This window comes from Caulobacter sp. NIBR2454 (genome assembly GCF_027474405.1).
GTDB lineage: Bacteria > Pseudomonadota > Alphaproteobacteria > Caulobacterales > Caulobacteraceae > Caulobacter.
The window spans coordinates 3,178,976-3,201,727 of record NZ_CP114871.1; the positions used below are offsets into that span (position 1 = coordinate 3,178,976).

The following is a 22,752-nucleotide window of genomic DNA, read 5'->3' on the forward strand; positions in this document are numbered from 1 at the left end:
AAATGTCGGAGAAGGGGCTGGCGGCCTTATAGCGCCGATCAGCCCTTTGCGGGCTCGCGTTCGGCCGCGAGGCTTATCAGCGCGCTTTTCACGTCGTCAAGCAAACGCGGCCACGATCGCGCCGCGGTGCCGCCTCTGGCGACGAACACATAGTCGCACCCAGGGCGGCCAAGCTCGGGCAGCAGCAGCCGCGCGGCCTCGCGCAGACGGCGCTTGCAGCGGTTGCGCACCACCGCCCCGCCGACCTTGCGGGTGGCGGTGAAACCGGCGTGGACAAGCGGATCGCCGTCGTTTCGGGGTAGAATCTGAACCATCACCGCCCCGCGCGCCAGGGACACGCCCTTGGCCGCCGCCAGGAACTGGGGCCGGACTTTCATGCGCGCGATGGTGAGTTGTTCGGTCATGGGTCCTGAAACGACAATCGCCCCGCCGACAGGATCGACGGGGCGACAGATGTCTTCAAGGTCCGCGTCGGCCATCAGGCCAGGACGGGACTAGGCCGTCAGGCGCTTACGGCCCTTGGCGCGGCGACGCTGGACGACCTTTTGGCCGTTCTTGGTGGCCATGCGCGCGCGGTAGCCGTGACGGCGCTTGCGCACGAGTCGAGACGGCTGGAAGGTCCGCTTCACGATGTGGCTCCGAAATTGAGTTTCGCTGCGGGAGAAGCCCCGTCGCGAGTGAGCGGCGGTGGATAAGGGAAGGCCGCCAGCCTGTCAACTCGACTCTAGCGCGCCATCCAGGGTTTTGAGCGCGACGACGACTGGTGCGCGGCGGCCTGCTCACGCTGAAAACGCCCGCCACGCGGGGGTTTGGGCTTGGCGTCGAGCGCCGCCTTCTTCAGGCGCAGGGCGCGCTGGATCGGCGTCTCGTCGGCGGGCGGAGCGTCGTCCTGGGAGGAGTCGGTCATGGAATCGGGCCTTAGCGCTTCTTGCCGAGCTCTGCGGCGATGTCCTTGGTCAGGCGGCCGACCTTGCGATGAGCGGCGGTGAGCTGGTCGCGGGTCACGCCCCAGCGCTTCATCCAGTATTCCACGGCCTGACGCTCGGACAGGTCCAGGCGCTCCTTGTCGATAAAGCCGCGCTTGTCCTTCAGTCCCGCCATGCCGGCCTCTCCTTACGTCCCTGGCCAAACGCCGACGCACGGCCAGGATAAGACCAAGGCGGGCCGGAGCCTAGAGATCAGGGCGCATGACCGCCTTACCCACCACCTGGCGGTCAGCCAGCAGGTCGAAGGCCTCGCGCCAACGGTCGAGGGGCAGCTCGGCGTGGACGCGTGGGCGGATGCGGCCCTCGTCGGCCAGGCGCCAGACCGATTCCCGATCCTCCGCGCCCCGCTCGGGGAACTGGCGGCCGTACTCGCCAGCCCGCACGCCCATGACGGAAAAGCCTTTGATCAGCGGAATGTTGGCGTCGACGGTCGGGATGCGGCCCGAGGTGAAGCCGACCACCAGCAGCCGGCCGTCAAAGGCGATGCAGCGGCAGCTTTCGTCGAACACGTCGCCACCGATGGGATCGTAGATGACATCGGCGCCGCGCCCGCCAGTGATCGCCTTGACCTGCTCGCGAAAGCCGCCGGTGACATTGACCACCGCGTCGGGGGCGTACTCGGCAGCCACGACCGCCAGCTTGTCGTCCGATGCAGAGGCGGCGATCACCCGAGCGCCCAGGGCCTTGGCCAGATCGACAGCGGCCAAGCCCACGCCGCCTGCGGCGCCGTGGACCAGAACCCACTCCCCCGGCTCCAGCCGCGCGCGGCGCACCAGCGCCACCCATGCGGTCAGATAGGCCGCGCCATAGGCGGCGGCCTCGGAGAAGGACAGGCGGGCCGGCTTGGGTTTGAGGGCGGAGGCGGAAACGACGGCGTGCTCGGCGAACCCGCCCAGGCGCGCGCCGCCGACCACGGCGTCGCCTATCTGGAAATCGGTCACGCCCTCCCCCACCTGCGCGACCTCCCCGGCGATATCGAGACCAGGCGTGAAAGGCAGCGGCGGCTTCAGCTGATACTCGCCGCGGGTCATCAGCAGGTCGGGGAAGTTGACGCTGGCGGCGCGAATGCGGACCAGCACCTCGTCAGGGCCAGGGACAGGTGTATCGACTTCGCGGACCGCGCAGCCCGCATAGTCGGCGCCCAGGCTCTCAATGACCAGGGCGCGCATGGGGATCAGCCGGCCTCTACCGCCGCCTGGCCGTCGTAGGCCTGGCGGATCAGATCGGCGATCTCGCGGCAGGCGGCGTCAGCGGCGGGCACCGCGCCCGTGAAGGCGGTGAAGCCGTGGGCCAGGCTGTCATAGCAGCGATAGACGGTCGGCGTGCCTGACGCCTTCAGCGCCTTGGCGTAGGCCTCGCCCTGATCAACCAGCGGGTCGAAGCCCGCGGTGACGACGACAGCCGGCGCCAGACCCGACAGGTCCTTGGTCACATTGGGCGACAGGCGCGGGTCGGCGGGGCTGGCGTCCGGGCCGATATAATGACCCATGAACCAGTCCATGATCGCCGCCGACAGCGGATAGGCGTCGCCATAGGTAGTCATGGATTGGGTTTCACTGGCGACGTCCACAGCGGGATAGATAAGCAACTGGAGGGCGGGCTGCGCCTCCCCCGCACGCTTCATGTCCTGGGCGACGATGGCGGCGAAGTTGCCGCCCATGGAGTCGCCGCCGATAGCCGCCACGCCGGGAGCCGCGCCGAAGCGCTCGGCGTTATCGCGCGCCCAGCGATAGGCGGCCAGCACGTCCTCAAGTCCCGCCGGAAAGCGATGGTCCGGCGCCAAGCGGTAATCGACCGAGATCACCGCGCAGCGCACGCGGCGAGCGATGATCGAGCAGAAGGCGTCGCAGGTCTCCAGGTCCCCGATCACCCCGCCCCCGAAGTGCGCGAAGACCATGATCGGCGCCGAGCCGTCCTGGTTCTGCGGGCGATAGGCGCGCAATGGAAGCTGGCCGCCCGGTCCGTCGATGGACAGGTTCTCGGTGCGCACGCCCGGCTCCAGCGGACCGGAGACCACCGCCAGGGCCCGGGCGCTGGCGACCCGCGCCTCTTCCGGCGACAGGGTGGTCATGGACGGCATCTTGCGGGCCGCATGGGCGAAGAACTGGAAGCGCGGGTCCAGGGTCCGCCCGCCTCGCCACACGACGCCGCCGCCCGACATAGCGCGCAGGATTGGGGTCGGTAGGGACAGGATGGTCTTGAGGACCAGCTTCTGGATCGCTGTGTCGGCCATTTGCGGGGCTCTCTAGTCGCTGGGCAGGCGCGGCAGGCCCGCGACCCCGCCCATGATCAGGCCGACGGCGAAGTCGGCGGCGGCGTTGGTGTCGATGGGCCGGCGCTGCAGCATGCGCTCGCCGATCTCGCGCGAAACGGCGATGCAGGCGACGGCGAGATAGTCGGGGTCCACGCGAGGGGCGTCGCCGCGCTCCATCACCTCGGCCAAGGCGTCGCGAATTTCGTCGAACACCGCCGCCATCTCGGGCGTCTGGACATGGGTGTGAGGAAGCCGTTCGCCCGCCGGGCGGCGGGCCTGCCAGTTCTCGTGCTCGTCGGCGAGGAAGTCGAAATAGGCCTGGATGGCGCTGCGGACATAGGTCTCGAAGTCGTCGGCGCTCTCATATGCGGCGCGAAGCAGGGGTCGGAAACGGCGGGCGCCGTCGTCGGCCAGGGCCTCGAACACCTCCTCCTTGGAGCGGTAGTAGTTGTAGAAGGCCCCTACTGACAGGCCGGTGCGGCGGATGATGTCGCGCACCGTGGCGGTCTCGTAGCCCAGCTCGCCGAACACCTCGCGGGCGGCGTCGAGGATGGAGCGGCGGTTGGCCGCCTTGGTCTGTTCACGCTTGCCGACGGGCAGATAGGCGATTTGTGACATTGAGGACTTCAGACGCGGCTCGAATCTGACGCCGCGTCATGATCAGAGCGCCAATCCCTCGCGGCGACAAGCACTAACGGCCGGGGCGGGCCGACGAGACGCGACCGCGCAGCGTGCCGAGGTTGCGGATTTCGCCCTCAACCGTCTGGCAGCGACCGCCGTAGTTGTCGTCCTCGCAGACGCGCCACAGGCCGACGGCGCGGGCGCTCATGGCCTTGTCGTTAAAGTCCTGCTTGGCCAGACGGCCGGCCTTGCGGTTCAGGGCCAGGACTTCGCCCTGGAAGTCCGGCGCCGAATAGAAGGTCAGGACAGGGGCGACCTTGGCGGGACGAGGCTGGCCCGAGCCGCGCACAAAGGCGGCGGAAGACACGGCCGGCAAACCGGCGGCGGCCAGGTCCGGGATGTCGGCGGAGACGATCTCGCACTTGCCGCGCAGGCGGGAGTCCTCGCACAGCCGCCATTGGCCGACGATGCGGGCGCTCTTGGCGCGGTCGTTCATCTTCAGCCGCGTCAGGTTGCTTTCGGCGGTGCGGATGACGACGGCGTGGCCGGTATAGTGCTCGCCATCGAACAGGATCAGGCGACGCTCCTCCTTCTTGGGGAAGATGCGGCCCGGGATGGCCCCGAAGTCAGGCAAGTTCGGCTTGGGCAGGGCATGAGCGGCCGGGGCGGCGAGGGCCAGAAGGCCGGCGGCGAGGATCAGACGCTTCATCGGCGCGCTCCTGAAAAATACGCTTGGCGCTGACAAATACGCCGTCGCCGGTCTGTCGCGCCGAACCGGTCGCCGGTCAAGCCGCAGCTTAACGGCCAATCGGGCGGGCCGAAGTGATCAGACGGTTCATGCCCAATATCCCCAGGTCGCCGAAATCGCCGTAGAGGGTCTCGCACCGCCGGCCATAGTCACGGTCCTCGCAGACCTGCCAGCGGCCGATGGTGCGGGCGCTCATGGCCCGGTCGTTGAAGCCTCGGCTGGAGAGATTGGTCGTCGGCTCGTAAATCTCGACCTGCTGACCGCGGAAGTTCGGCTCGCTGAACAGCAGCAGACGCGGGGCGCCGCCGGGCTGGGGTCCAGGACCGGGGCCAGGGTGGGGGAAGCCGGGGCCAGGGCGTGGCGGCTCGGGACGCCAGTCATCGACGCGGGCGGCGGAGGAGACCTTGCGGTCCATGCCCAGGGCGCCGAGATTGGCCACGTCGCCGGCCAGATATTCGCACCGGCTGCGATAGTCGCGATCCTCGCACACGCGCCAGCGGCCATTGACCCTAGCGCTGCCGGCCCGGTCATTGAAGCCGGTGGAGGCAAGGTTGCGGACACTGTCGGTGAAGGTGATCGAACGCCCGCGGAAATTGGGCCGCTCATAGAGCGTCAGGCTGGCGCGGTCGCGGTCCGGACGCCCCGGCCGATCGGGGCGAAACTGGGCGGATGCCGGCGCAGCCATCGCGAGGGCCGCCAGGATCAGGATCAAGCGCTTCATGTCTTCTCCGGGCGACAGCATCGCATGACGACGTTCGCCTATTCGAGGGTCTTGATCAAAGCCTGCGCCGCAGCCGGCGCACGCACCTTTCCCTCATGGATGAAGAACGCGAAGACGTCGCGTGGTTTCCGTGGCGCCGCTTCCTTTGCGACCAGATGCAGGTCGTCGGGGACACCGCCGGCGGCGTAGGTCTCAAACCGTTCGGCCCAGCGCTTGATCTCGGCGGGGTGGTAGGCGGTCGGAACCTCATCCACGCCGGTCATCAGGCGCGCATAGACCAGATCCGAGGTCACGTCGGGGATCAGCGGGAAGGTCTCGTGGTCCGCCAGGCAGATCGCCACATCATGCTTGCGGCAGAGCGCGATGAAATCCGGGGTGCTGAAGGTGTCGCTGCGCACCTCCATCACGTGGCGCAAGGCCAGACCGTCCTGCTTTCGCGGCAGCAGCTTGAGGAAGGCCTCGAAATCGTCGGGGTCGAACTTCTTGGTGGCCATGAACTGCCACACGATAGGGCCCAAACGGTCACCCAGTTCGGTGACGCCCTGGGTGACGAACTTGTCGATCGACTCCCCAGCCTCGGCCAGGACCCGGCGGTTGGTGCAATAGCGCGACGCCTTGACCGAGAACATGAAACCCTCGGGCGTCTCGTCGCGCCACTTGGCGAAGGTCGCCGGCTTCTGGCTGGAATAGTAGGTGGAGTTGATCTCGATCGCCGTCAGGTGGCGGCTGGCGTAGGACAGCTCGTCCTTCTGCTTGAGATCGTCGGGATAGAATACGCCCCGCCACGGCTCGAAGATCCAGCCGCCGATGCCGGCGCGAATTTTACCCTTGGACATGGCGACCTCCCTTGGATGGACGCCAATTCAGCATCCCCGGAGGGAGATCGCCAGCCCTGTCCTTGGCGGAATGCGGACGGGTCTAGTCGTCCAGGCGCTGGCGCTTGATCACGCCAGCCGCGTCGACATCGAGATCCATGTGACGCCCGTCCTTGGCGATGGCCTCCACATCGAAGCCATTCCGGTCCCGGTCCATTTCGAGGATGGTGAAACCTTGGGCTTCGACGCGTTCAGCGGCGACGGAAAACCTGGAACCCGCGCCGGAGGCGCCGGTCTGGGCGAAGGCGGCAGCGCCGCCAGCAAGAAGAGCCACGGCGCTGGCGGCCATCAGGACATTGCGGGTCTGGAAAATCTTGGGGGACATGAGATCACCTTTCGGGTTTGAACGGGGGACACCTTTGCGCCACCCCTCCTGACGCCTCGCCGATCCCGGCCGTCAGCGCGGCGTCAGCTTCGATGAGCCAGACAAGACCCATGCGCCTGTCCCTTCTCGCCTGCATCGCCGCAGTCGCCAGCCTGGGTTCGCCCGCCGCGGCGAACGACGCCGACCATGAGCGCGCCCGAAAGGCTGTTGCTCGGGGCGAAGCCATGCCGTTGGACGCCATGTTGCAGCATCTGGCGCGGATCGCGCCAGGCGAGGTAATCGAGATCGAATTCGAGCGCGAAAACGGCCGGTGGGTCTATGAGTTCAAGGTGCTTCAGGCCGACGGCGCGATCCGCGAGGTTGAGATGGACGCCAAAACCGCCAGGGTGCTCGAGATCGAGATCGAAAAGCCGTGAGGGTGCTGGTTGTCGAGGATGACGCGGTGCTGCGTACCGACCTGGCCCAGGCGCTTGGAGCCAGCGGCTTTGCGGTAGAGGCGGCGGCCGATGGCGAGGCCGCATGGTTCCTGGGCGACACCGAAACCTTCGACGCCGTGGTACTGGATCTGGGGTTGCCGGTCCGCGACGGCCTGAGCGTCCTGAAGCTGTGGCGCGCCACGGGCAACCGCACGCCGGTGATCGTGCTAAGCGCCCGCGGCACCTGGATGGAGCGGGTGGAAGGCATCGACGCCGGGGCCGACGACTATATGGCCAAGCCGTTCGAGATGGTCGAGCTTGTCTCCCGGCTGCGAGCCCTGACGCGACGAGCCGCCGGCCAGGCGGCGGCCGTACTGCAAGCTGGCAGGCTGGTCATAGACACCCGCCGCATGTCGGTGGCGCTGGAGGGACGCGCCCTGGACCTGTCGCCTCTGGAATATCGCCTGCTGCATTATCTGGCGCATCACGCCGAGCGCGTGATCCCACCCGCCGAGTTGGCCGAGCACGTCTATGGCGACGCGGACGCCCGCGATCCCAATGCTCTGGAGGCCTTGATCGCGCGGCTTCGGCGCAAGATCGGCCCTGATGTGATCGAGACCCGGCGGGGTTTTGGCTACGGTCTGGCGGCGACGTCGGCATGAAGTCAGGATCTTTGCGCCTTCGCCTGTTAGCCATGGCGGGCACATCCATCGCCCTGGCGCTATTTGTCGCCTTTATCGCTCTTTCAGCCATGTTCGAGCGACATGTGGAGCGCCGCTACGGCGAGCAGCTCGACATGCACGTCCAGAGTCTGGCGGCGCGGTTGACCGTAGCGCCCGGCGGGACATTGTCACTTTCGCGCCCCTTGAGCGACACGCGCTTCAACCAGCCGCTGAGCGGGGTCTACTGGGCGGTCACCGACGTGTCGGGCGGGGGTCAGCTTCGCTCCCGATCGCTGTGGGACAGACAGTTGCCGCTGCCGGGAATTGAAACCGAAACCGGGCGCCCCCGTCGAGAGGCCGGCCTGCTGGTGGCCGAGCGCCGTGTGCGGCTGATCCAGCAGGGTCGCCCCTATCCGGCGGTGATCCAGACGGCCATGGAGGACACGGCCGTCGCCGACGCGCGGCGCGAGTTCAACCGTGATCTGGCCATTTCGCTGGTGGTGGTGGGCGTCGCCCTGGCTCTGGCGGCCTGGGTTCAGGTGGAGGTGGGGCTGCGCCCGCTGGAACGGCTGCGCACAGCGGCCGATCGGCTGGATGACGACCCGCAAGCCCGCCTTTCGCCCAAACACGCAAGCGAGGTCCTGCCCCTGGTGGCGGCCATCAACCGGCTGCTCGACGCGAGGGCGAGTTCGATCCAGGCGGCCCAGGCCCGGGCAGGCGATCTGGCGCATGGATTAAAGACGCCGCTGTCGGCCCTGCGAAATCAGGCGGGGCGGCTCGCCTCCGAAGGGCATGACGAAGCAGCCGCCTCTCTTACGGTGGCGGTGACCGCCATGGAGCGTCAGGTGAACCGTGAACTGACCCGCGTGCGGGCCGCGGCGGCGGCCCAGGCCCCTCGACAGGTCTGCCGCCCGCACACCGTAGCCGGTCAGCTCATTCGAGTCGTCTCGCGCACTGCAGAGGGCGAGCGTCTGTCCTGGGTGAACGACGTGCCGCGGGACGCTGTTGCGGCTATCGCCCATAACGATCTGGCCGAAGCGCTGGGAGCTTTGCTCGACAACGCCGCCCGGCACGCGACTTCGACGGTGAGGATCAGCCAGCACAGCGACGCTCTTGTCGTTGAAGATGACGGCCCCGGCATGAGCGACGATCAGCGGGGGGCCGCCCTGGGGCGCGGCGTGCGGATGGACGAACGAGGCGGCGCGGGCCTGGGCCTAGCCATCGCGGCCGAGGTGCTGGGCGCCTACGGCTGGTCGCTTACGCTTGAAAAAAGTCCGCTTGGAGGCCTCGCCGCGCGGCTTTCTGCGATTTCCTGACATCATCGCGTCATTGACGTCAGCCGAACGTCAGGTTCGTGCGTTCAAGCTTCAGCACCGTTGCAAACAGCCGCCAGGGAGATTTCCATGAACCAGATTTCCGAGTTGCTGCAGGATGCAGCCGAAGCCCTGAACATGCCCGCCGAGCGCAATGCCGCGCACTATCGCAAGATCATCTCGGAACTGCGGCGTTCGGCCGGCAGCTTCGAGGCTGGCTACGACGACTATGTCCGCTCGGAGGTCTATCGCCGCGCACTCAGCAACGCCCTGGATCGCGTCGCCGGCTCCTGCTGATCAGTACTTTACCGAGACGCGCAGGCCGGGGTTGCGGAACTGTGGCCGGACCTCGACGGGTCCGACGTTGCGCGCGAGGGCGAGGACGGTCGGGTTCCAGCTAAGCCGATAGCGGACCAGATAGCCGTCATGGTCCGACAGGGGGGCCTTTATCCCGTCGAACCCGAACAGGGTGTCGATGCGGATCGGTCGCACATCGATCGGCCCTTTGCTGACAAAGGCCTGAAGGTCCTGTGATCGTAGCCAGGGCTGGGCGTCAGCAGCGACGACCTCGCCCTGGCAGCCGCTGTCGCGCTGACCGCAGAATTCGGCCACCACCTTGTAGGGCCGCGCGTCGGCACGGTGAGCGTAGCGATCCGGCGCGTTCTTGACGTTGAAATCGCCCCCCACCAGCAGCGGGCGATCCGCCGTCCAATGGGTCCTGATGAAACCCAGAAGTTCGTCGGTCTGCAGGCGATGGGCCTGCAGCGAGCGCTCCATCGGCACCTTGGCCGCGCGCCGGGAATTCATGTGGGTGTTGATGATGTCGATCTCGCCCGGACCGTCCGGCAGGGCCAGGCGCACCATCATCACGCCCTTGTTGGCCAGGCAGTCAAAGCCCGCGCAGTAGCGATAGGGTGCGTTGACGACCTCCAAGATCGGCAGGTCGCTGAGCACGTGCAGACCAGCGCCGGTCAGTTTGCCCCAGCCTTCGCCAGACCGCAGGTAGCGGATGGGATCAAAGCCCTTGGCATCCTCGGGCTGCGGCCCCACGGCGCGTTCCGAGCGGCCTGGACCACGGGCCCAATGGGGATAGCCGCTGGTCGCGACCAGATCTTCCACCTCGTCGCGGAAGCCTTCCTGGATCAGCACCACCTGCGGCTGCCGGCCTTCGCGGCGCATTTGCGCCAGCTCTTCACCGATCTCTCGCAACGCCTGAGCCCGCCCCTTGGCGATGGGCCAGGGGAGGCCTTTGACGTTGTAGGTGAGCACGCTGATCTCCGTGCTCATGACTTCGGGTTCTGGTACGGCCTGCGTTTCGAGAGCCGATTGGGCGACAATCTGGGCCACCGGCCCCTGGAGGCTGGAGGGTGTTTCCGTAGGGATCGCCGCTGACGCCGTCGCAAGCGCGGAGGCCAGGGTTACAGCTGCTAGATACGCCATTCGCCGCTCCTAGACATGCGGACCACGATGCTTGGGCTGTTTACAAATCAGAGCCGAAGATCTGGTCCACGTTGTTCAGACGCAGCCGGATGTCTGTTGATCTATTCGCCGGCGAGGCTTCTCTCTACTGGTTCGATGACGCCGTTATGAAACGGTAGCGAAAGTTCTTTGTCACGACTTGAGCTCAGCACTCCACCCGGTTGACGGCCAAGCCCACGGCGAGGCCGCCGAGTGAGGTTTCCTTGTAAATCTCGCTCATGTCGTCGCCGGTGCGCTTCATGGTGGCGATGACCTTGTCCAGGCTGACCGAATGCTGGCCGTCGCCCAGCAGGGCCAAGCGCGCGGCGTCGATGGCCTTGATCGCGCCCATGGCGTTGCGCTCGATGCAGGGGATCTGCACCAGGCCGCCGATCGGATCGCAGGTCAGGCCCAGATTGTGCTCCATGCCGATCTCGGCGGCGTTCTCAATCTGAGCGTTGGTGGCGCCCATGACGGCGGCCAGACCCGCTGCGGCCATGGAGCAGGCCACGCCGACCTCGCCCTGGCAGCCGACCTCGGCCCCGCTGATCGAAGCGTTGCGCTTGTAGAGCGCGCCGATGGCGGCGGCGGTGAGCAGGAAGGTGCGCGCCTGCTGCGGCGTGCCGTTGTGGAAGCGCATGAAGAAGCGCAGCACCGCCGGTATCAGACCAGCCGCGCCGTTGGTGGGGGCGGTGACCACCCGACCGCCGGCGGCGTTCTCCTCGTTGACCGAGAGCGCCCACAGGTTGACGAAGTCCATGGCCGCCAAGGGATCGCTGATCTGGCGCTCCATGCGGTCCTTGAGCTTGTCATGGACCTGCTTGGCGCGGCGCTTGACGTTCAGGCCGCCAGGCAGCGCGCCGTCCTGGCGCAGGCCCCTGTCGATGCACAATTCCATCGCCGCATAGGTGGCGTCCAGGCCTGCCAAGACCTCGGTCTCCGAGCGTGCCGCTAGTTCGTTCTGCAGCATCAGCTCGGCGATGGTCAGCCCTGCCGCGTCGGCGCGAGCCAGCAGGTCGGCGCCGGACTCAAAGGGGTGCGGAACCTCCGGCCCCGCCTCGTCGCGGTCATTCTGGCCCATCTCGTCCTCGTCGCGGACGAAGCCGCCGCCGATGGAAAAGAAGGTGCGCTGGTCCAGCGCCCCGCCCGCCGCGTCGAAGGCGGTGAAGGTCAGGGCGTTGGGATGCTGAGGCAGGCGTTCGTGGCCAGACCAGACAATGTCGCGGGCCTCGTCGAAGACGATATCCTTCTCGCCAGCCAGCCTCAGGTGCTGTTCGGACCTGACAGTGGCGATGACGCGATCGCCTTCATCGGGGTCGAGGGTGGCGGGCATGAAGCCAGCCAGGCCCAGAATGACGGCCCGGTCGGTGGCGTGGCCCCGCCCGGTCAGCGCCAGGGAGGCGTAGAGCTTGACCTCCACCCGCGCCGTGCACGTGAGCCGTCCGGCATCGCGCAGGCGCGTGCAGAAGCGCAAGGCGGCGGTCATCGGCCCCATGGTGTGGGAGCTGGACGGACCGACGCCGAGCTTGAACAGGTCGAAGACGCTGGCGGTCATGATGCAACGGCGGCCCGCGCCGGAACGCGGGCCGCCTTGTCCTTACTTGCGTTCGGACTTGGAGGCGTCACGGGCGGCCTTGAACTCCTGGCCGTCGGCCCATTCGGGCCAGCGATCGGAGTCCGCCAAGGCTCGGCCGGTGTCGTAGAGAAGGCTCAGGTCAGCGACCATGCCGGTGAACGGCCAGCTGGCCTCGAACTCGTCGGCCTGCTGGTGATAGCGCTCACGGCCATAGGTCTCGCCCCAGGCCTTGGACGCCTCTCGGCCACCCTCGACCATGTCGCGGCCCGAGCCGAACGACAGAGCCGGCACGCCGCGCTTGGCGAAGGGGAAGTGGTCGGAACGATAGAAACCGCCCGACTGCTGGTTGGGGTCGCGGATGAAGGTGCGGTTGTGCTTGACGCCCTCGGCGATCAGGTCGTTGAGCAGACCGAACTCGGCCGAGCCGCTGATGGTGAAGTCCTTGGCCGGACCCTGCGGGCTGATGGAGTCCATGTTGATGACCCCGGCGGTCTTGGCCAGCGGGTAGAGGGGATTGGAGGCGTAGTACTCCGATCCCAGCAGGCCCTTTTCTTCTGCGGTCACCGCCATGAACACCACCGAACGGGCGGTGCGAGGGGCCTTGGCGTAGGCGCGGCCCAGCTCGATCAGAGCGGCGATGCCCGTCGCGTTGTCGATGGCGCCGTTGTAGATCGTATCGCCCTTGGCGTCCGGCAGACCGACGCCGAGGTGATCCCAGTGACCGCTGTAGATCACCGTCTCGTCCGGGCGGGTCTTGCCGGTCAGCTTGCCGACGACGTTCTTGGAGATGATCGTCTCCTGCTTGACGTCGTAGTCCGCCGAGAAGGTCACGCCATTCAGGACCACAGGCTTGAAGTCGCGGGTCTGCGCCTGCTTCTTCAGGGCCTCGAAATCCAGGCCCGCCTGCTTGAACAGATCGACCGTCAGATCACGCTGGATCCAGCCCTCGACCGGCGCGTGCGCCTCGCCCGGATTCTTGCGAACCACGTCGAACATGGTGTTGGTGTTGGAGTTCTTCACCGTCGCCCAACCGTAAGACGCGGGGGCGGTCTCGTGGATGACGATAAAGCCGACGGCGCCCTGGCGCGCGGCCTCTTCGTACTTGTAGGTCCAGCGGCCGTAGTAGGTCATGGCCTTGCCGCCGAAATCGCCCTGCCCGGTTTCGAAATCGGGGTCGTTGACCAGGACCAGAGCGATCTTGCCCTTCAGGTCCATGCCCTTGAAATCGTCCCAGTTCTTTTCAGGCGCGGTCACGCCATAGCCGACGAAGACGACCGGCGCGTCCTTCACGGAGACACGGCTCTCGCCGCGCATGTTGGCCCGGATGGCCACGTCCTCGCCCTGGCGCAGGGGCTTTGCCAGACCGCCGATGGTCAGGCTGAGGCTTGGCGTGCCGACGATGTCGGACTTGGCCAGCGGCACGTCCTGGGTCCAGGCGCGCTTGCCGTCCTTAAGGTCGCCGCCGGGCTCAAGACCCGCGGCCTTCATCTGGGCGGAGATATATTCGACAGTCTTGACCTCGCCAGCCGTAGCGGGACCGCGCCCTTCGAAGGCGTCCGAGGACAGGGTCTGCACATCCTTGGCGAGACGGGCGGGGTCCATGGGCGGAGCCGCGAAAGCGACAGCCGGCAGAACGGCGAAGACGGTGCAGAGCAGGAGCTTTTTCATGGACGTTTCCGGACGACCTTATCTTTGAGGCGGCGGACCCTAGCGCCGCCTTCGCGCCTCCGCTAGGGCCCTGCGAAAGAGCGACGATCAGCGGCGCAAATACGACGCCGAAGCCTGGATCGAACCCAGAGCGGCGCCCCGCGTCGGTCATACAATCGTTTGAATCGCGCGATGCTTTGCGGCTAAGGTCTGCTTGAAGAGGCCGCCGTTCCGAGCGTCAAAGAGGATCGCCCCGATGACCACGTCCCGCTTCCAACAAGGACTGCAGCTCCATTCAAAGGTCACCTCCGGCGGCGAGTTGGAATTGAGCCTGGCGATGGTCCCCACGCCGCAGCCCGGTGAAAACGATGTGGTCATTCAGGTAGAGGCCGCTCCCATCAATCCCTCCGACCTCGGCCTGCTGCTGGGAGCGGCCGACCTGTCGGCAGCGACGTCGAGCGCGGGGGAGCATGGTCCGATCGTGCGCGCGCCCGTTCCCGCCGGAGCGATGCGCGGCATGAAGGCGCGCCTCGATCAGGCGATGGAGGTTGGCAACGAAGGCGCCGGGACCGTGGTCGCCGCCGGTTCGGGCGCCGCGGCTCAAGCGCTTATCGGCAAGCGGGTGACCCTGGCAGGCGGGGCGATGTACAGCCAATTTCGCGTCGTGGACGCCCGTCAGGTGATGGTCCTGCCCGACGGCGCCACGGCCGAACAAGGCGCCTCGGCCTTCGTCAATCCGCTGACCGCTCTAGGGATGGTCGAAACGATGCGGATGGAAGGACATACGGCCCTGGTCCACACGGCGGCGGCCTCAAACCTTGGCCAGATGCTGAACCGCCTGTGCCTTTCCGAGGGCGTAGGCCTGGTCAATGTCGTGCGCACCCCGTCCCAGGCGCAAATGCTGCGCGACCAAGGCGCACAGCATGTCGTCGATTCCAGCGCCGCCAGCTTCATGGACGATCTGGTCGCCGCGATCACGGCCACCGGCGCAACCCTGGCGTTTGACGCCATCGGCGGCGGTCACCTGGTCGGCCAGATCCTCACCGCCATGGAGGCCGGCGCGGTGGCGCGCATGACCGAGTACAGCCGCTATGGCTCCAACACCTTCAAGCAGGCCTATATCTACGGCGCTCTCGACACCCGGCCCACCGAACTGTCCCGCGCCTTCGGCTTTTCCTGGGCCATCGGGGCCTGGCTGCTGACCCCGTTCCTGCAAAAGATCGGCGCGGAATCGGCCATGCGGCTGCGCGCGCGGGTCGCCGCCGAGCTGACCACCACCTTCGCCAGCAAGTACCAGAGAACCCTGTCGCTGACCGAAGCGCTCGACCTGAGCAACATCGCCGCCTATGCCCGCCGCGCGACGGGAGAAAAGTACCTGATCGATCCCAGCCGCTAGGTCCCGCGATCTGGCCCCTTGGCGAGGCCCCCTGTTCACGGCATAGACCGACGTTCAGGGATAGACGGGGCTTTCATGCGGAAACTGTTGTTGGCGGCGAGCGCCGTCTTTGCTGCGCTGGCGGGTCCCGTCTGCGCACAAGAGGCTTTTGTCGGCGTCTTCGGCCACGACGTGACCTTCATAGGCGACGCGCTGGGCGTCGGCGCGGCGGGCAAGGAAGACGGCATGGACATCATGCTGGGCGTCCGGTCGCAGCGCTGGGAGCGTGCGGCATGGCTTGGCAAGCCCAAGTTCTACGCCATGGTCAGCGGCAACACCTCGGGCGACACCAGCTTCGTCTCCGGCGGCCTGGCCTGGCCGATCGATTTTGGGGAAGAGGACGGCTTCTATTTCCAGCCGGCGCTGGGCCTCGCCTACCAGGACGGCTACTCTAAGCTGCCCGACTTCCGCGAGCCGGGCCTGACGCCCGCCGAGCTGCAGCGCCGCATCGATCTGCGCGAAGAGCGCGTCGAGTTCGGCTCCAAAATCCTGTTCCAGCCGGAGCTTACCCTCGGCTACCGCTTCAACGACAAGATCGCGGCCGAACTGTCTTGGGTCCACCTCAGCCACGGCCAGATCCTGGCCAGCGGCAAGAACGAGGGCCTTGACGACGTTGGCGTGCGGCTGGTTTACAGCTTCTGACTTCGGGGCGGCCCTCTCGCCGCCCATCCGATAATTCGCTTAACGCCCCCTGCCGAGACCTGTCGAAGGGCTTGGGGCGCCGCCGGGCAGGCTGAGAAAGCGTATCCGAAAATGGCCAACGTCACCGTGATCGGCGCCCAGTGGGGCGACGAGGGCAAGGGCAAAATCGTCGACTGGCTGAGCAACCGCGCCGACGTGGTCGTGCGGTTCCAGGGCGGTCACAACGCCGGCCATACGCTGGTCGTGGACGGCAAGGTCTATAAGCTGGCCCTGCTGCCGTCGGGGGTCGTGCAAGGCAAACTGTCGGTCATCGGCAACGGAGTGGTCGTCGATCCCTGGCACCTGCTGGACGAGATCGGCCGCATCGCCGACCAGGGCGTGGCGATCACCCCCGACCTGCTGGTGGTGGCCGACAACGCCTGCCTGATCTTGCCGCTGCACAAAGACCTGGATCAGGCGCGCGAGGCCGCCTCGTCGCAGAAGATCGGCACCACCGGGCGCGGCATCGGCCCGGCCTATGAGGACAAGGTCGGTCGTCGCGCCATCCGCGTCGCCGACCTGGCCGACCCGGAAGCTTTGCGTCCCAAGATCGAGCGGCTGCTGAGCCACCATGGCGCTCTGCGTCGCGGCCTGGGCCTGCCCGAAGCGGACGGAGAGGCGCTGTTGGCCCAACTGCTGGAGATCGCGCCCAAGATTCTGGCCTACGCCCAGCCGGCCTGGCGCCTGCTGGACAAGGCGGCAAAGGACGGCCGCCGCATCCTGTTCGAAGGCGCGCAAGGCGCCCTGCTGGACGTGGACCACGGCACCTATCCCTTCGTGACCTCCTCCAACACCGTCGCTGGCCAGGCCGCGGCGGGTTCGGGCATGGGGCCGCGCGGGCCGGGCTATGTGCTGGGCATCGTCAAGGCCTACACAACCCGCGTAGGCGAGGGTCCCTTCGCCGCCGAGCTGAATGACGAGGTGGGCAGACATCTGGCCACGGTCGGCCGCGAGGTTGGGGTCAACACCGGCCGCGCCCGCCGCTGCGGCTGGTTCGACGCGGTGCTGGTGCGCCAGTCGGTGGCGCTGAACGGCATCGACGGCGTGGCGCTGACCAAGCTGGACGTGCTGGACGGCCTCAAAACCCTCAAGATCTGCGTTGGCTACAAGATCGGCGACCGCACGGTCGATTACCTGCCGGCGGGCATGCGCGATCAGGCCGCCGCGCTCCCCATCTATGAGGAGATGGAGGGGTGGGACGAAAGCACGCAGGGGGCCCGATCCACCAAGGATTTGCCCGCCAATGCTGTGAAATACGTCCGACGGATCGAAGAACTGATCGAAGCGCCCGTCGCCTTGCTCTCGACCAGCCCCGAGCGTGACGATACGATCCTGATGCGTGACCCCTTTCAGGGTTAGGGCGAACAGGGTTATCGACAACGAACCGTTCGCCGCGCTAGGTGGGGCGGTTTGACAGGGGGAGGCGCGACGTTTGTCCGCCCTAGGGAAATTTGGATCCGGCGGCGGTGATCGCTCGGCGCGCAGTCTGCGTACCTTGCAGAAGACCGCCTCGACCAGCCGTGTCCTGAATCTGCCCGCCGTCGAAACCCAAAGCAGCGCGCGGCCGGAATATTCGGAATCCCCGATGTTCCGCAGCCGCATTCTCAACACCGCGCTGATCATCAAGCACCGCCTGCGACCTGACGACTCCTATCTGTTCGACGACGCGCGAGCGACCGCCACCAAGATCATCATCCCCTTCGAGCGCAGCGACCTTGGCCTGGGCGGTCAGTCGCTGTTCGTCGGGCAGCGGGGTTGGGCCGACATCCTGCGCGAGGCGTGCCGCGACGTGGCCGACATCGCCCCGGACCTGCGGGTGCTTCGCCTCATCGACTCCCTGCCCTCGCTCGATCCGTTCCTGCTGCGTGAGAACCTGCGCCGGCATGGTCATCGCGTGGCGCCCTGCTACTTCGCCATTTCGCAGGCGGATATGGAGCAGATGCAGCACTTCGTCGGCGACCAGATCGCCGAGCTGACGCGCATGGCTTACCGCGAGGGCAAGACCACCGGCAACGAGAGCACCAATCTGGTGAAGGCCCTGCTGTCGACCGATGTCGATGAGCGGCTTGAGCCCCTGCGCCAGACTCTGGTGCTGGAGGGCGAAAGCTTCCGCGAGGGCGTCTTCAGCTGGAAGGGCGTGCTCTATTACAAGTGGATGTTCAGCGTGCTGGAGCCGCAGCTGCGTCAGGTCGTCCGCGAGCTGGGCGAACTGGTGGCTTCCCGCGTGCCGGACCCCGACACCGCCATCCACATCGACACCATGCGCAAGCGCCTGCAACGGGCGATCCTGCTGCAAAAGCGCGACGTCAAACGCACGCTGGAAGTCTATGACGACGCCTTCCGCGACCTGACCATCAACGGCAAGGCTCAGGCGTTCCGCGCCTTCCTGCTGTCGGCGCCGGACCTGTTCCTGTCGCTGGGCGAGAAGATCGGCGCCATCTCCCACATCAGCAGCTTCTGGCGCTACCGCTTCCCGCAAGGACGCCCACCCGTGGCGCCTGTCGATGAGGTGTACGACATCCTCAACGACTTCGAGGCCAGCCTGCAGCGGCACGAAGCCTAGAGCCGCCCCCGAGATTTACGCGACGCTTACTCCCGGCCTCTAGGCTGCTCACCCGTCTGGTCTGTCGAGAGCGACGATGTCCGTCGACCCCAAAGTCAATCGCCGCATCGCCGAACGCCTCGCGCGGGTGCTGATCGTCGATCCTCAGGTGGCCGGGGCCCGCATGCTGGCCGCCTTGCTTCGCGACATCGCGCCGATCAACGCGACCTTGGCCCACAGCGCGCCGCAGGCCCTGGAAGTGGCCAGCAACCTCAACCCGACTCTCATCATCGTGGCCCACGGCGCGGGCGAGATCGACGCCCTGGACTTCACCCGGCGACTGCGACGCAGCCCCATCGACGCCCGCGCGACGCCTGTCATCCTGGCGACCAGCGAGGCCACGACGGCCATCCTTTTCGGGGCGCGGGACGCCGGCGTGCATGAGTTCCTGCGCAGGCCCTACAATGTGGGGGACCTGACCCGCCGCATCGTCGCGGTGCTGCCGCCGCGTCCTTGGATCGAAGCGGAAACCTATGTCGGGCCGGACCGGCGGCGGTTCAATTCGGCCGAATACAAAGGCCCGCGCAAGCGCCGAGGCGAGGTGCGGGCGGCCGAATCCAAGCTGCGCTTCGCGGAGGCGGCAAAGGCGTTGATCGCCGCCGAAGCCATGCTGGACGACAATCCGGGTGAAGCCGCCCGCCTGATGAAAGCGCAGACCGCGATCCTGCAGGAAGCCACCAAGGGCGCACCCGCCAGCACATTGACCGCCGCGGCCGCCGATCTCGCCACCTGGCTGCTGCGCCCTGTGGGCGATGGCCCACTGGCGCGGGGCCAGACCCGACAGAAGCTAAAGGCCCTGCTCGCGGCATTGGCGGCTGCGGTATAGCGCACAGCGCAAGCGCCGCGTCAAAACGGCGCACCAAGTATTAACGACCAGACCTTACGACTGATTGAGTCATCGGAGGTCGTGTCTTGAATACGCCAACCCTGCTCGTGGACGATCCGGCCGTCCTGATCGTCGAACCGCACGTATCGACGGCGCGGATGCTCGCCAGCCTGCTCAACAGCCTGATCAAATGTAATATCCATTTCGCCTTCGACGCCGAGCAGGCCCGCGATCTGGCGTCTAAGGCAAAGCCTGACCTGCTTTTCGTCGCTCACGCTCCGGACGTTGTGGATGGCCTGTCCTTCACCCGCACGCTTCGGCAGAGTGATTGGGGCTGCAGGGATGCACCCGTGATCCTGACCAGCGCCGAGCCCACGGCCGCCCTGATCGACGGGTTGAAGGATGCGGGCGTCCAGGAGTTCCTGCGGCGTCCCTATACGATGGGCGGCTTGTCTCAGCGGGTGGGGGCCGCGACTGCCCGGGTGCAAAAGCGCGCGACGGCGGTGGCTTCAAGGCCTCTTCGGACCGCCGAAGAAGAGCAGGTCCGCGTGAACCGGATGCTTGAGGCGATGAAGCTAATGCACCAGGGCCTTGAACAGTTCGAGGAACATGCCCCCGAGGCGCAACGCGTTCTTCTGGCCCAGGCCGAGATGCTGCGCACCTTCGACATACCCGGCCTGCCTTACGCCGCCGGGGAGTTGAAGGATTACCTGACCATCAGTGGGGAGGCGCTGGAACGGCGCCGCCTCAAGACGATGATCAACACCATCGTCACCGTGATTTCAGACGGCCTGCGTCAAGCGGCCTAGTCGCGCCTAGGCGTCGACCAGGTTCCGCTCGCGCGCGGTCGCCTGCATGGTCTTTTGAAGCTTCTCGAAAGCCCGGACCTCGATCTGACGCACGCGCTCGCGGCTGACGCCGTATTGCGACGCCAGTTCTTCAAGCGTGGTCGGGTCGTCCTTCAGCCGACGCTCGGTCAGGATGTGACGCTCGCGGTCTGAAAGCTCGGTCATGGCTTCTTCGAGCAGGCCCATGCGCAGGGACTTCTCTTCGCTTTCGGCGACGGCGTCTTCCTGGCTGACCTGATTGTCGTCAGCCAGCCAGTCCTGCCACTCGCTTTCGCTGTCTGAGCGCAAGGGCGCGTTCAGCGAGGCGTCCGGACCCGACAAGCGCCGGTTCATGGAGATGACTTCGCTGTCGAGCACGCCCAGCTTGGTGGCGATGGCGCTGACCTGATCAGGATGCAGGTCGCCCTCCTGGAAGGCGGCGATCTGGCTCTTGGCCTTGCGTAGGTTGAAGAACAGCTTCTTCTGCGCGGCGGTCGTGCCCATCTTCACCAGCGACCAGGAGCGCAGGATGTATTCCTGGATCGAGGCGCGGATCCACCACATGGCGTAGGTCGCCAGGCGGAAGCCTTTGTCGGGCTCGAACTTCTTGACCGCCTGCATCAGGCCGACATTGCCCTCGGAGATCACCTCGCCGATCGGCAGGCCGTAGCCGCGATAGCCCATGGCGATCTTGGCCACCAGGCGAAGGTGGCTGGTCACCATGCGGTGCGCGGCCTGCGGGTCCTGGTGTTCCTTCCAGGCCTGGGCGAGCATGAACTCCTCGTCCCGGGCGAGCATGGGAAACTTGCGGATTTCCGAGAGATACCGCGAGAGGCCGCCTTCCGGCGACATGACTGCGAGTGTGCCTGCAGTTGCCATAGCGATGATCCCCTTTTTTCTTGCGGAGCGGAACGCGCGGCGATCCGCGCGACATCCAGGCCCCCTTGGAAGGCATCAGATAGGAATGCGTTGCGGCCAAGGTAAGACCGATAACACATTTGTAATGTCCGAGTCCGGGACTGGGGTATTCTAGTGCTTCCAGCGCACGACGCAAACCACGACATCCACTGCGTCATCAACCTACGGCGAACCCCGCCGCGGACATAGAACGCGTCCGGCGCCTTTTGTCCGCAAGCGATACGCTGAGGCTTCAGTGGCCCTCGGAACCGCCGCCGAAAGCCTCCTTGGCGCGCCGGACGGTCGCCGCCAAATTCTCATCGACCCACCGCTTGTCCAAGCCGGCGGTGATCGAGGGGAAATGCACGTGGTCCACGACCGTCATCCCGCACAACCGCGCGAGATAGTCGTCGAACAGATTGCGCAGGGAAAGCCAGCAGCCCTGCTCCTCCAGCCAGGCCCGGCTCGAACCTGACGAAGTGAAGGTGATCATGCTGCGCCCCTTCAATAGGGGGTCCATGCCGCCAGCGTGCAAGGCGCGGTAGCCAAAGCCGGCTCCGAACACCCGATCGACGTACCCCTTGATGATGGCCGGGGGCATGTTGAACCAGAGCGGATAGAAGAAGGCGAATACGTCCGCATCGCCGATAGCCTGTCGTTCGACGACCACGTCGGAGGCCGGGGCGTAGCCCGGCCGGTCGGACCGTTCCTGGGATTGCAAGCGTGGATCGAACTCCAGCCGGTAGAGATCGCGGATCACGGTCTGGTGTCCTAGGCCCTGCACCGTTTGCGCATAGGCGGCAGCCACCGACTGGGTGAATCCCTCGGCGTCGGGGTGACCAATGATCAGAGCGTGTTTCATGATCGATTGCTCCTTGGGTGAAAGGCTCAGCCAGCGCTCGGCTCGATCACCAACATCAACGCGTCGCGCGGTGTCTTGGCTTCACCGGCCGAGGGCGACAGCCGCCGAGACTAGTGGGCGAGCAATATCGGTACGGGCGGATCGGCGAGCATGCTGGCCGTCATCCCGCCCAGAATGAATTCCCGAACGCGCGAGTGGCCGAACGCCCCCATGACCAGGAGATCGATCTCACGGTCGCGGAGGTAGTCGCGCAAGCGTTCGGCCGGCGACTGGCCGCTGGCCATCAGCATGTCGATTTCGCTGGAGATCCCGTGGCGCTCAAGATTGCGCTGGGCGGCCGCGGGTGAAAGTTCGTGGGGCAGGGCCTTGTCATCCGGGATGCAGACCAGACGCACTTCGGAAGCCGACACCAGCAAGGGCAGCGCGTCCGCCATGGCGCGCGACGCCGCTCGCGATCCGTCCCAGGCGATGGCGATACGATCCAGGGCGCCGACCATCCGCCCGGCTTCGGGCACGACCACGACCGGGCGGCCGGAGCCGAAAATCACCGCTTCGGCGGCTTCAAGATCACCCGCCAGGCTTGCGCCGACCGGCAGCAGCGTGACGTCTCGCGTGCGAGCATGGCGGGCCATGGTCTGGGCCTCGTCATAGATGTGGATTTTCTCGGTCAGCACCTCCAGGGGCAGGCCAATCAAACGAGCCTCCTCCTGCAGGCGCGAAAGCGCGCGGCCCGTCGCGGTCCGACTGCGCTCCTCCTCTTCGCCCGCCAGAACATCCATGGAGATAAACAACTGCCCAAGACGGCTTTTGGGCGGGGTGATCCGAAGTTCGAAACCCAGCGCCGTGGCCTGTGTCCCAAGGGCCTTGGCCAAGGCCGCGACGCGCGGCCAGACGCTAACAGGCGCTTCGAAGGGATAGGCTTCGACGGCGATCAAGATATCGGAAAACGTCATGGCGTGGCTCCCTGCTCGGAGAGCATCCTGGGAAGCCGCAGCCCGCGCGATGATCCATGTCAAAATC

General features: G+C 66.5%; 27 protein-coding genes. 10 read left to right on the forward strand and 17 right to left on the reverse strand.

Annotation, left to right across the window (positions count from 1 at the left end; translation table 11 throughout):
• Positions 1-38: 38 nt before the first annotated feature.
• The 11 genes from rnpA to O5K31_RS15535 all read right to left on the reverse strand — a co-directional run bounded on the left by rnpA (position 39) and on the right by O5K31_RS15535 (position 6,530).
• Entirely contained in the window at positions 39-404 is a 366-nt protein-coding gene (gene rnpA, locus O5K31_RS15485) for a ribonuclease P protein component (RefSeq protein ID WP_269714644.1), read from the reverse strand.
• Positions 405-494: 90 nt separating this feature from the next.
• Positions 495-629 carry a 50S ribosomal protein L34 gene (gene rpmH / locus O5K31_RS15490; RefSeq protein ID WP_269714645.1) on the reverse strand — a complete coding sequence of 45 codons (135 nt, stop codon included), beginning with the start codon at positions 627-629 and terminating at the stop codon, positions 495-497.
• 95 nt (positions 630-724) lie between these two features.
• The gene (locus O5K31_RS15495) at positions 725-907 is read right to left on the reverse strand and encodes a hypothetical protein (RefSeq protein WP_269714646.1); all 183 of its coding nucleotides are present in this window, start codon (positions 905-907) and stop codon (positions 725-727) included.
• Positions 908-918: 11 nt separating this feature from the next.
• On the reverse strand, positions 919-1,101 hold the full coding sequence (locus O5K31_RS15500; protein ID WP_269714647.1) for a DUF3606 domain-containing protein: 183 nt from the start codon (positions 1,099-1,101) through the stop codon (positions 919-921).
• 70 nt (positions 1,102-1,171) lie between these two features.
• Positions 1,172-2,155, reverse strand: coding sequence for an NADPH:quinone oxidoreductase family protein (locus tag O5K31_RS15505; protein WP_269714648.1), 984 nt, complete (start codon positions 2,153-2,155; stop codon positions 1,172-1,174).
• 5 nt (positions 2,156-2,160) lie between these two features.
• Entirely contained in the window at positions 2,161-3,219 is a 1,059-nt protein-coding gene (locus O5K31_RS15510) for an alpha/beta hydrolase (protein ID WP_269714649.1), read from the reverse strand.
• A gap of 12 nt (positions 3,220-3,231) precedes the next feature.
• Positions 3,232-3,858, reverse strand: a complete 627-nt coding sequence (locus O5K31_RS15515) for a TetR/AcrR family transcriptional regulator (protein WP_269714650.1) — start codon at positions 3,856-3,858, stop codon at positions 3,232-3,234.
• Positions 3,859-3,931: 73 nt separating this feature from the next.
• Positions 3,932-4,570: a beta/gamma crystallin-related protein gene (locus tag O5K31_RS15520; RefSeq protein ID WP_269714651.1), complete on the reverse strand. Its 639-nt coding sequence runs from the start codon at positions 4,568-4,570 to the stop codon at positions 3,932-3,934.
• A gap of 88 nt (positions 4,571-4,658) precedes the next feature.
• Positions 4,659-5,330 carry a beta/gamma crystallin-related protein gene (locus O5K31_RS15525; RefSeq protein WP_269714652.1) on the reverse strand — a complete coding sequence of 224 codons (672 nt, stop codon included), beginning with the start codon at positions 5,328-5,330 and terminating at the stop codon, positions 4,659-4,661.
• Between the two features lie 38 nt (positions 5,331-5,368).
• Positions 5,369-6,166, reverse strand: coding sequence for a DUF72 domain-containing protein (locus tag O5K31_RS15530; RefSeq protein WP_269714653.1), 798 nt, complete (start codon positions 6,164-6,166; stop codon positions 5,369-5,371).
• 82 nt (positions 6,167-6,248) lie between these two features.
• Positions 6,249-6,530, reverse strand: coding sequence for a PepSY domain-containing protein (locus O5K31_RS15535; RefSeq protein ID WP_269714654.1), 282 nt, complete (start codon positions 6,528-6,530; stop codon positions 6,249-6,251).
• Positions 6,531-6,640: 110 nt separating this feature from the next.
• Between O5K31_RS15535 and O5K31_RS15540 the strand changes: the two genes are divergently transcribed.
• The 4 genes from O5K31_RS15540 (at position 6,641) to O5K31_RS15555 (ending at position 9,218) form a co-directional block, all read left to right on the forward strand.
• On the forward strand, positions 6,641-6,946 hold the full coding sequence (locus O5K31_RS15540; protein WP_269714655.1) for a PepSY domain-containing protein: 306 nt from the start codon (positions 6,641-6,643) through the stop codon (positions 6,944-6,946).
• Positions 6,943-7,608 carry a response regulator transcription factor gene (locus O5K31_RS15545; protein WP_269714656.1) on the forward strand — a complete coding sequence of 222 codons (666 nt, stop codon included), beginning with the start codon at positions 6,943-6,945 and terminating at the stop codon, positions 7,606-7,608. Before O5K31_RS15540 ends, O5K31_RS15545 begins: the two co-directional genes overlap by 4 nt.
• Positions 7,605-8,924, forward strand: coding sequence for a sensor histidine kinase (locus tag O5K31_RS15550; protein ID WP_269714657.1), 1,320 nt, complete (start codon positions 7,605-7,607; stop codon positions 8,922-8,924). The genes O5K31_RS15545 and O5K31_RS15550 overlap by 4 nt, the downstream gene beginning before the upstream one ends.
• An 87-nt stretch (positions 8,925-9,011) precedes the next feature.
• Positions 9,012-9,218 carry a hypothetical protein gene (locus O5K31_RS15555; protein ID WP_269714658.1) on the forward strand — a complete coding sequence of 69 codons (207 nt, stop codon included), beginning with the start codon at positions 9,012-9,014 and terminating at the stop codon, positions 9,216-9,218.
• Here O5K31_RS15555 and O5K31_RS15560 read toward each other — a convergent pair whose 3' ends face one another.
• The 3 genes from O5K31_RS15560 to O5K31_RS15570 form a co-directional block, all read right to left on the reverse strand.
• On the reverse strand, positions 9,219-10,361 hold the full coding sequence (locus O5K31_RS15560; protein ID WP_269714659.1) for an endonuclease: 1,143 nt from the start codon (positions 10,359-10,361) through the stop codon (positions 9,219-9,221).
• Positions 10,362-10,545: 184 nt separating this feature from the next.
• A complete protein-coding gene (locus tag O5K31_RS15565) occupies positions 10,546-11,934 on the reverse strand; it encodes an L-serine ammonia-lyase (protein WP_269714660.1) in 1,389 nt (462 codons plus the stop codon).
• A 42-nt stretch (positions 11,935-11,976) separates the two neighbouring features.
• A complete protein-coding gene (locus O5K31_RS15570; protein WP_269714661.1) occupies positions 11,977-13,623 on the reverse strand; it encodes a M28 family metallopeptidase in 1,647 nt (548 codons plus the stop codon).
• 235 nt (positions 13,624-13,858) lie between these two features.
• Here O5K31_RS15570 and O5K31_RS15575 point away from each other — a divergent pair, with 235 nt between their 5' ends.
• The 6 genes from O5K31_RS15575 to O5K31_RS15600 all read left to right on the forward strand — a co-directional run bounded on the left by O5K31_RS15575 (position 13,859) and on the right by O5K31_RS15600 (position 19,955).
• Positions 13,859-14,998 carry a zinc-binding dehydrogenase gene (locus tag O5K31_RS15575; RefSeq protein ID WP_269714662.1) on the forward strand — a complete coding sequence of 380 codons (1,140 nt, stop codon included), beginning with the start codon at positions 13,859-13,861 and terminating at the stop codon, positions 14,996-14,998.
• Between the two features lie 75 nt (positions 14,999-15,073).
• Entirely contained in the window at positions 15,074-15,679 is a 606-nt protein-coding gene (locus tag O5K31_RS15580) for an acyloxyacyl hydrolase (RefSeq protein ID WP_269714663.1), read from the forward strand.
• A 111-nt stretch (positions 15,680-15,790) separates the two neighbouring features.
• The gene (locus O5K31_RS15585) at positions 15,791-17,077 is read left to right on the forward strand and encodes an adenylosuccinate synthase (RefSeq protein WP_269714664.1); all 1,287 of its coding nucleotides are present in this window, start codon (positions 15,791-15,793) and stop codon (positions 17,075-17,077) included.
• A 136-nt stretch (positions 17,078-17,213) separates the two neighbouring features.
• Positions 17,214-18,281 (forward strand): hypothetical protein, encoded by a 1,068-nt coding sequence (locus tag O5K31_RS15590; RefSeq protein ID WP_269714665.1) that lies wholly within the window; start codon positions 17,214-17,216, stop codon positions 18,279-18,281.
• A 76-nt stretch (positions 18,282-18,357) separates the two neighbouring features.
• Positions 18,358-19,146: a response regulator gene (locus O5K31_RS15595; RefSeq protein ID WP_269714666.1), complete on the forward strand. Its 789-nt coding sequence runs from the start codon at positions 18,358-18,360 to the stop codon at positions 19,144-19,146.
• An 86-nt stretch (positions 19,147-19,232) separates the two neighbouring features.
• Positions 19,233-19,955 (forward strand): response regulator, encoded by a 723-nt coding sequence (locus tag O5K31_RS15600; RefSeq protein WP_269714667.1) that lies wholly within the window; start codon positions 19,233-19,235, stop codon positions 19,953-19,955.
• A gap of 6 nt (positions 19,956-19,961) precedes the next feature.
• On the opposite strand, the gene rpoH is transcribed toward O5K31_RS15600, so the two are convergent.
• The 3 genes from rpoH to O5K31_RS15615 form a co-directional block, all read right to left on the reverse strand.
• Complete coding sequence (rpoH, locus tag O5K31_RS15605) at positions 19,962-20,858, reverse strand: RNA polymerase sigma factor RpoH (protein WP_442867786.1); 897 nt, start codon at positions 20,856-20,858, stop codon at positions 19,962-19,964.
• A 265-nt stretch (positions 20,859-21,123) separates the two neighbouring features.
• Entirely contained in the window at positions 21,124-21,732 is a 609-nt protein-coding gene (locus O5K31_RS15610; protein WP_269714669.1) for an NAD(P)H-dependent oxidoreductase, read from the reverse strand.
• A gap of 110 nt (positions 21,733-21,842) precedes the next feature.
• Complete coding sequence (locus O5K31_RS15615; RefSeq protein WP_269714670.1) at positions 21,843-22,685, reverse strand: universal stress protein; 843 nt, start codon at positions 22,683-22,685, stop codon at positions 21,843-21,845.
• Between the last annotated feature and the right edge of the window lie 67 nt (positions 22,686-22,752).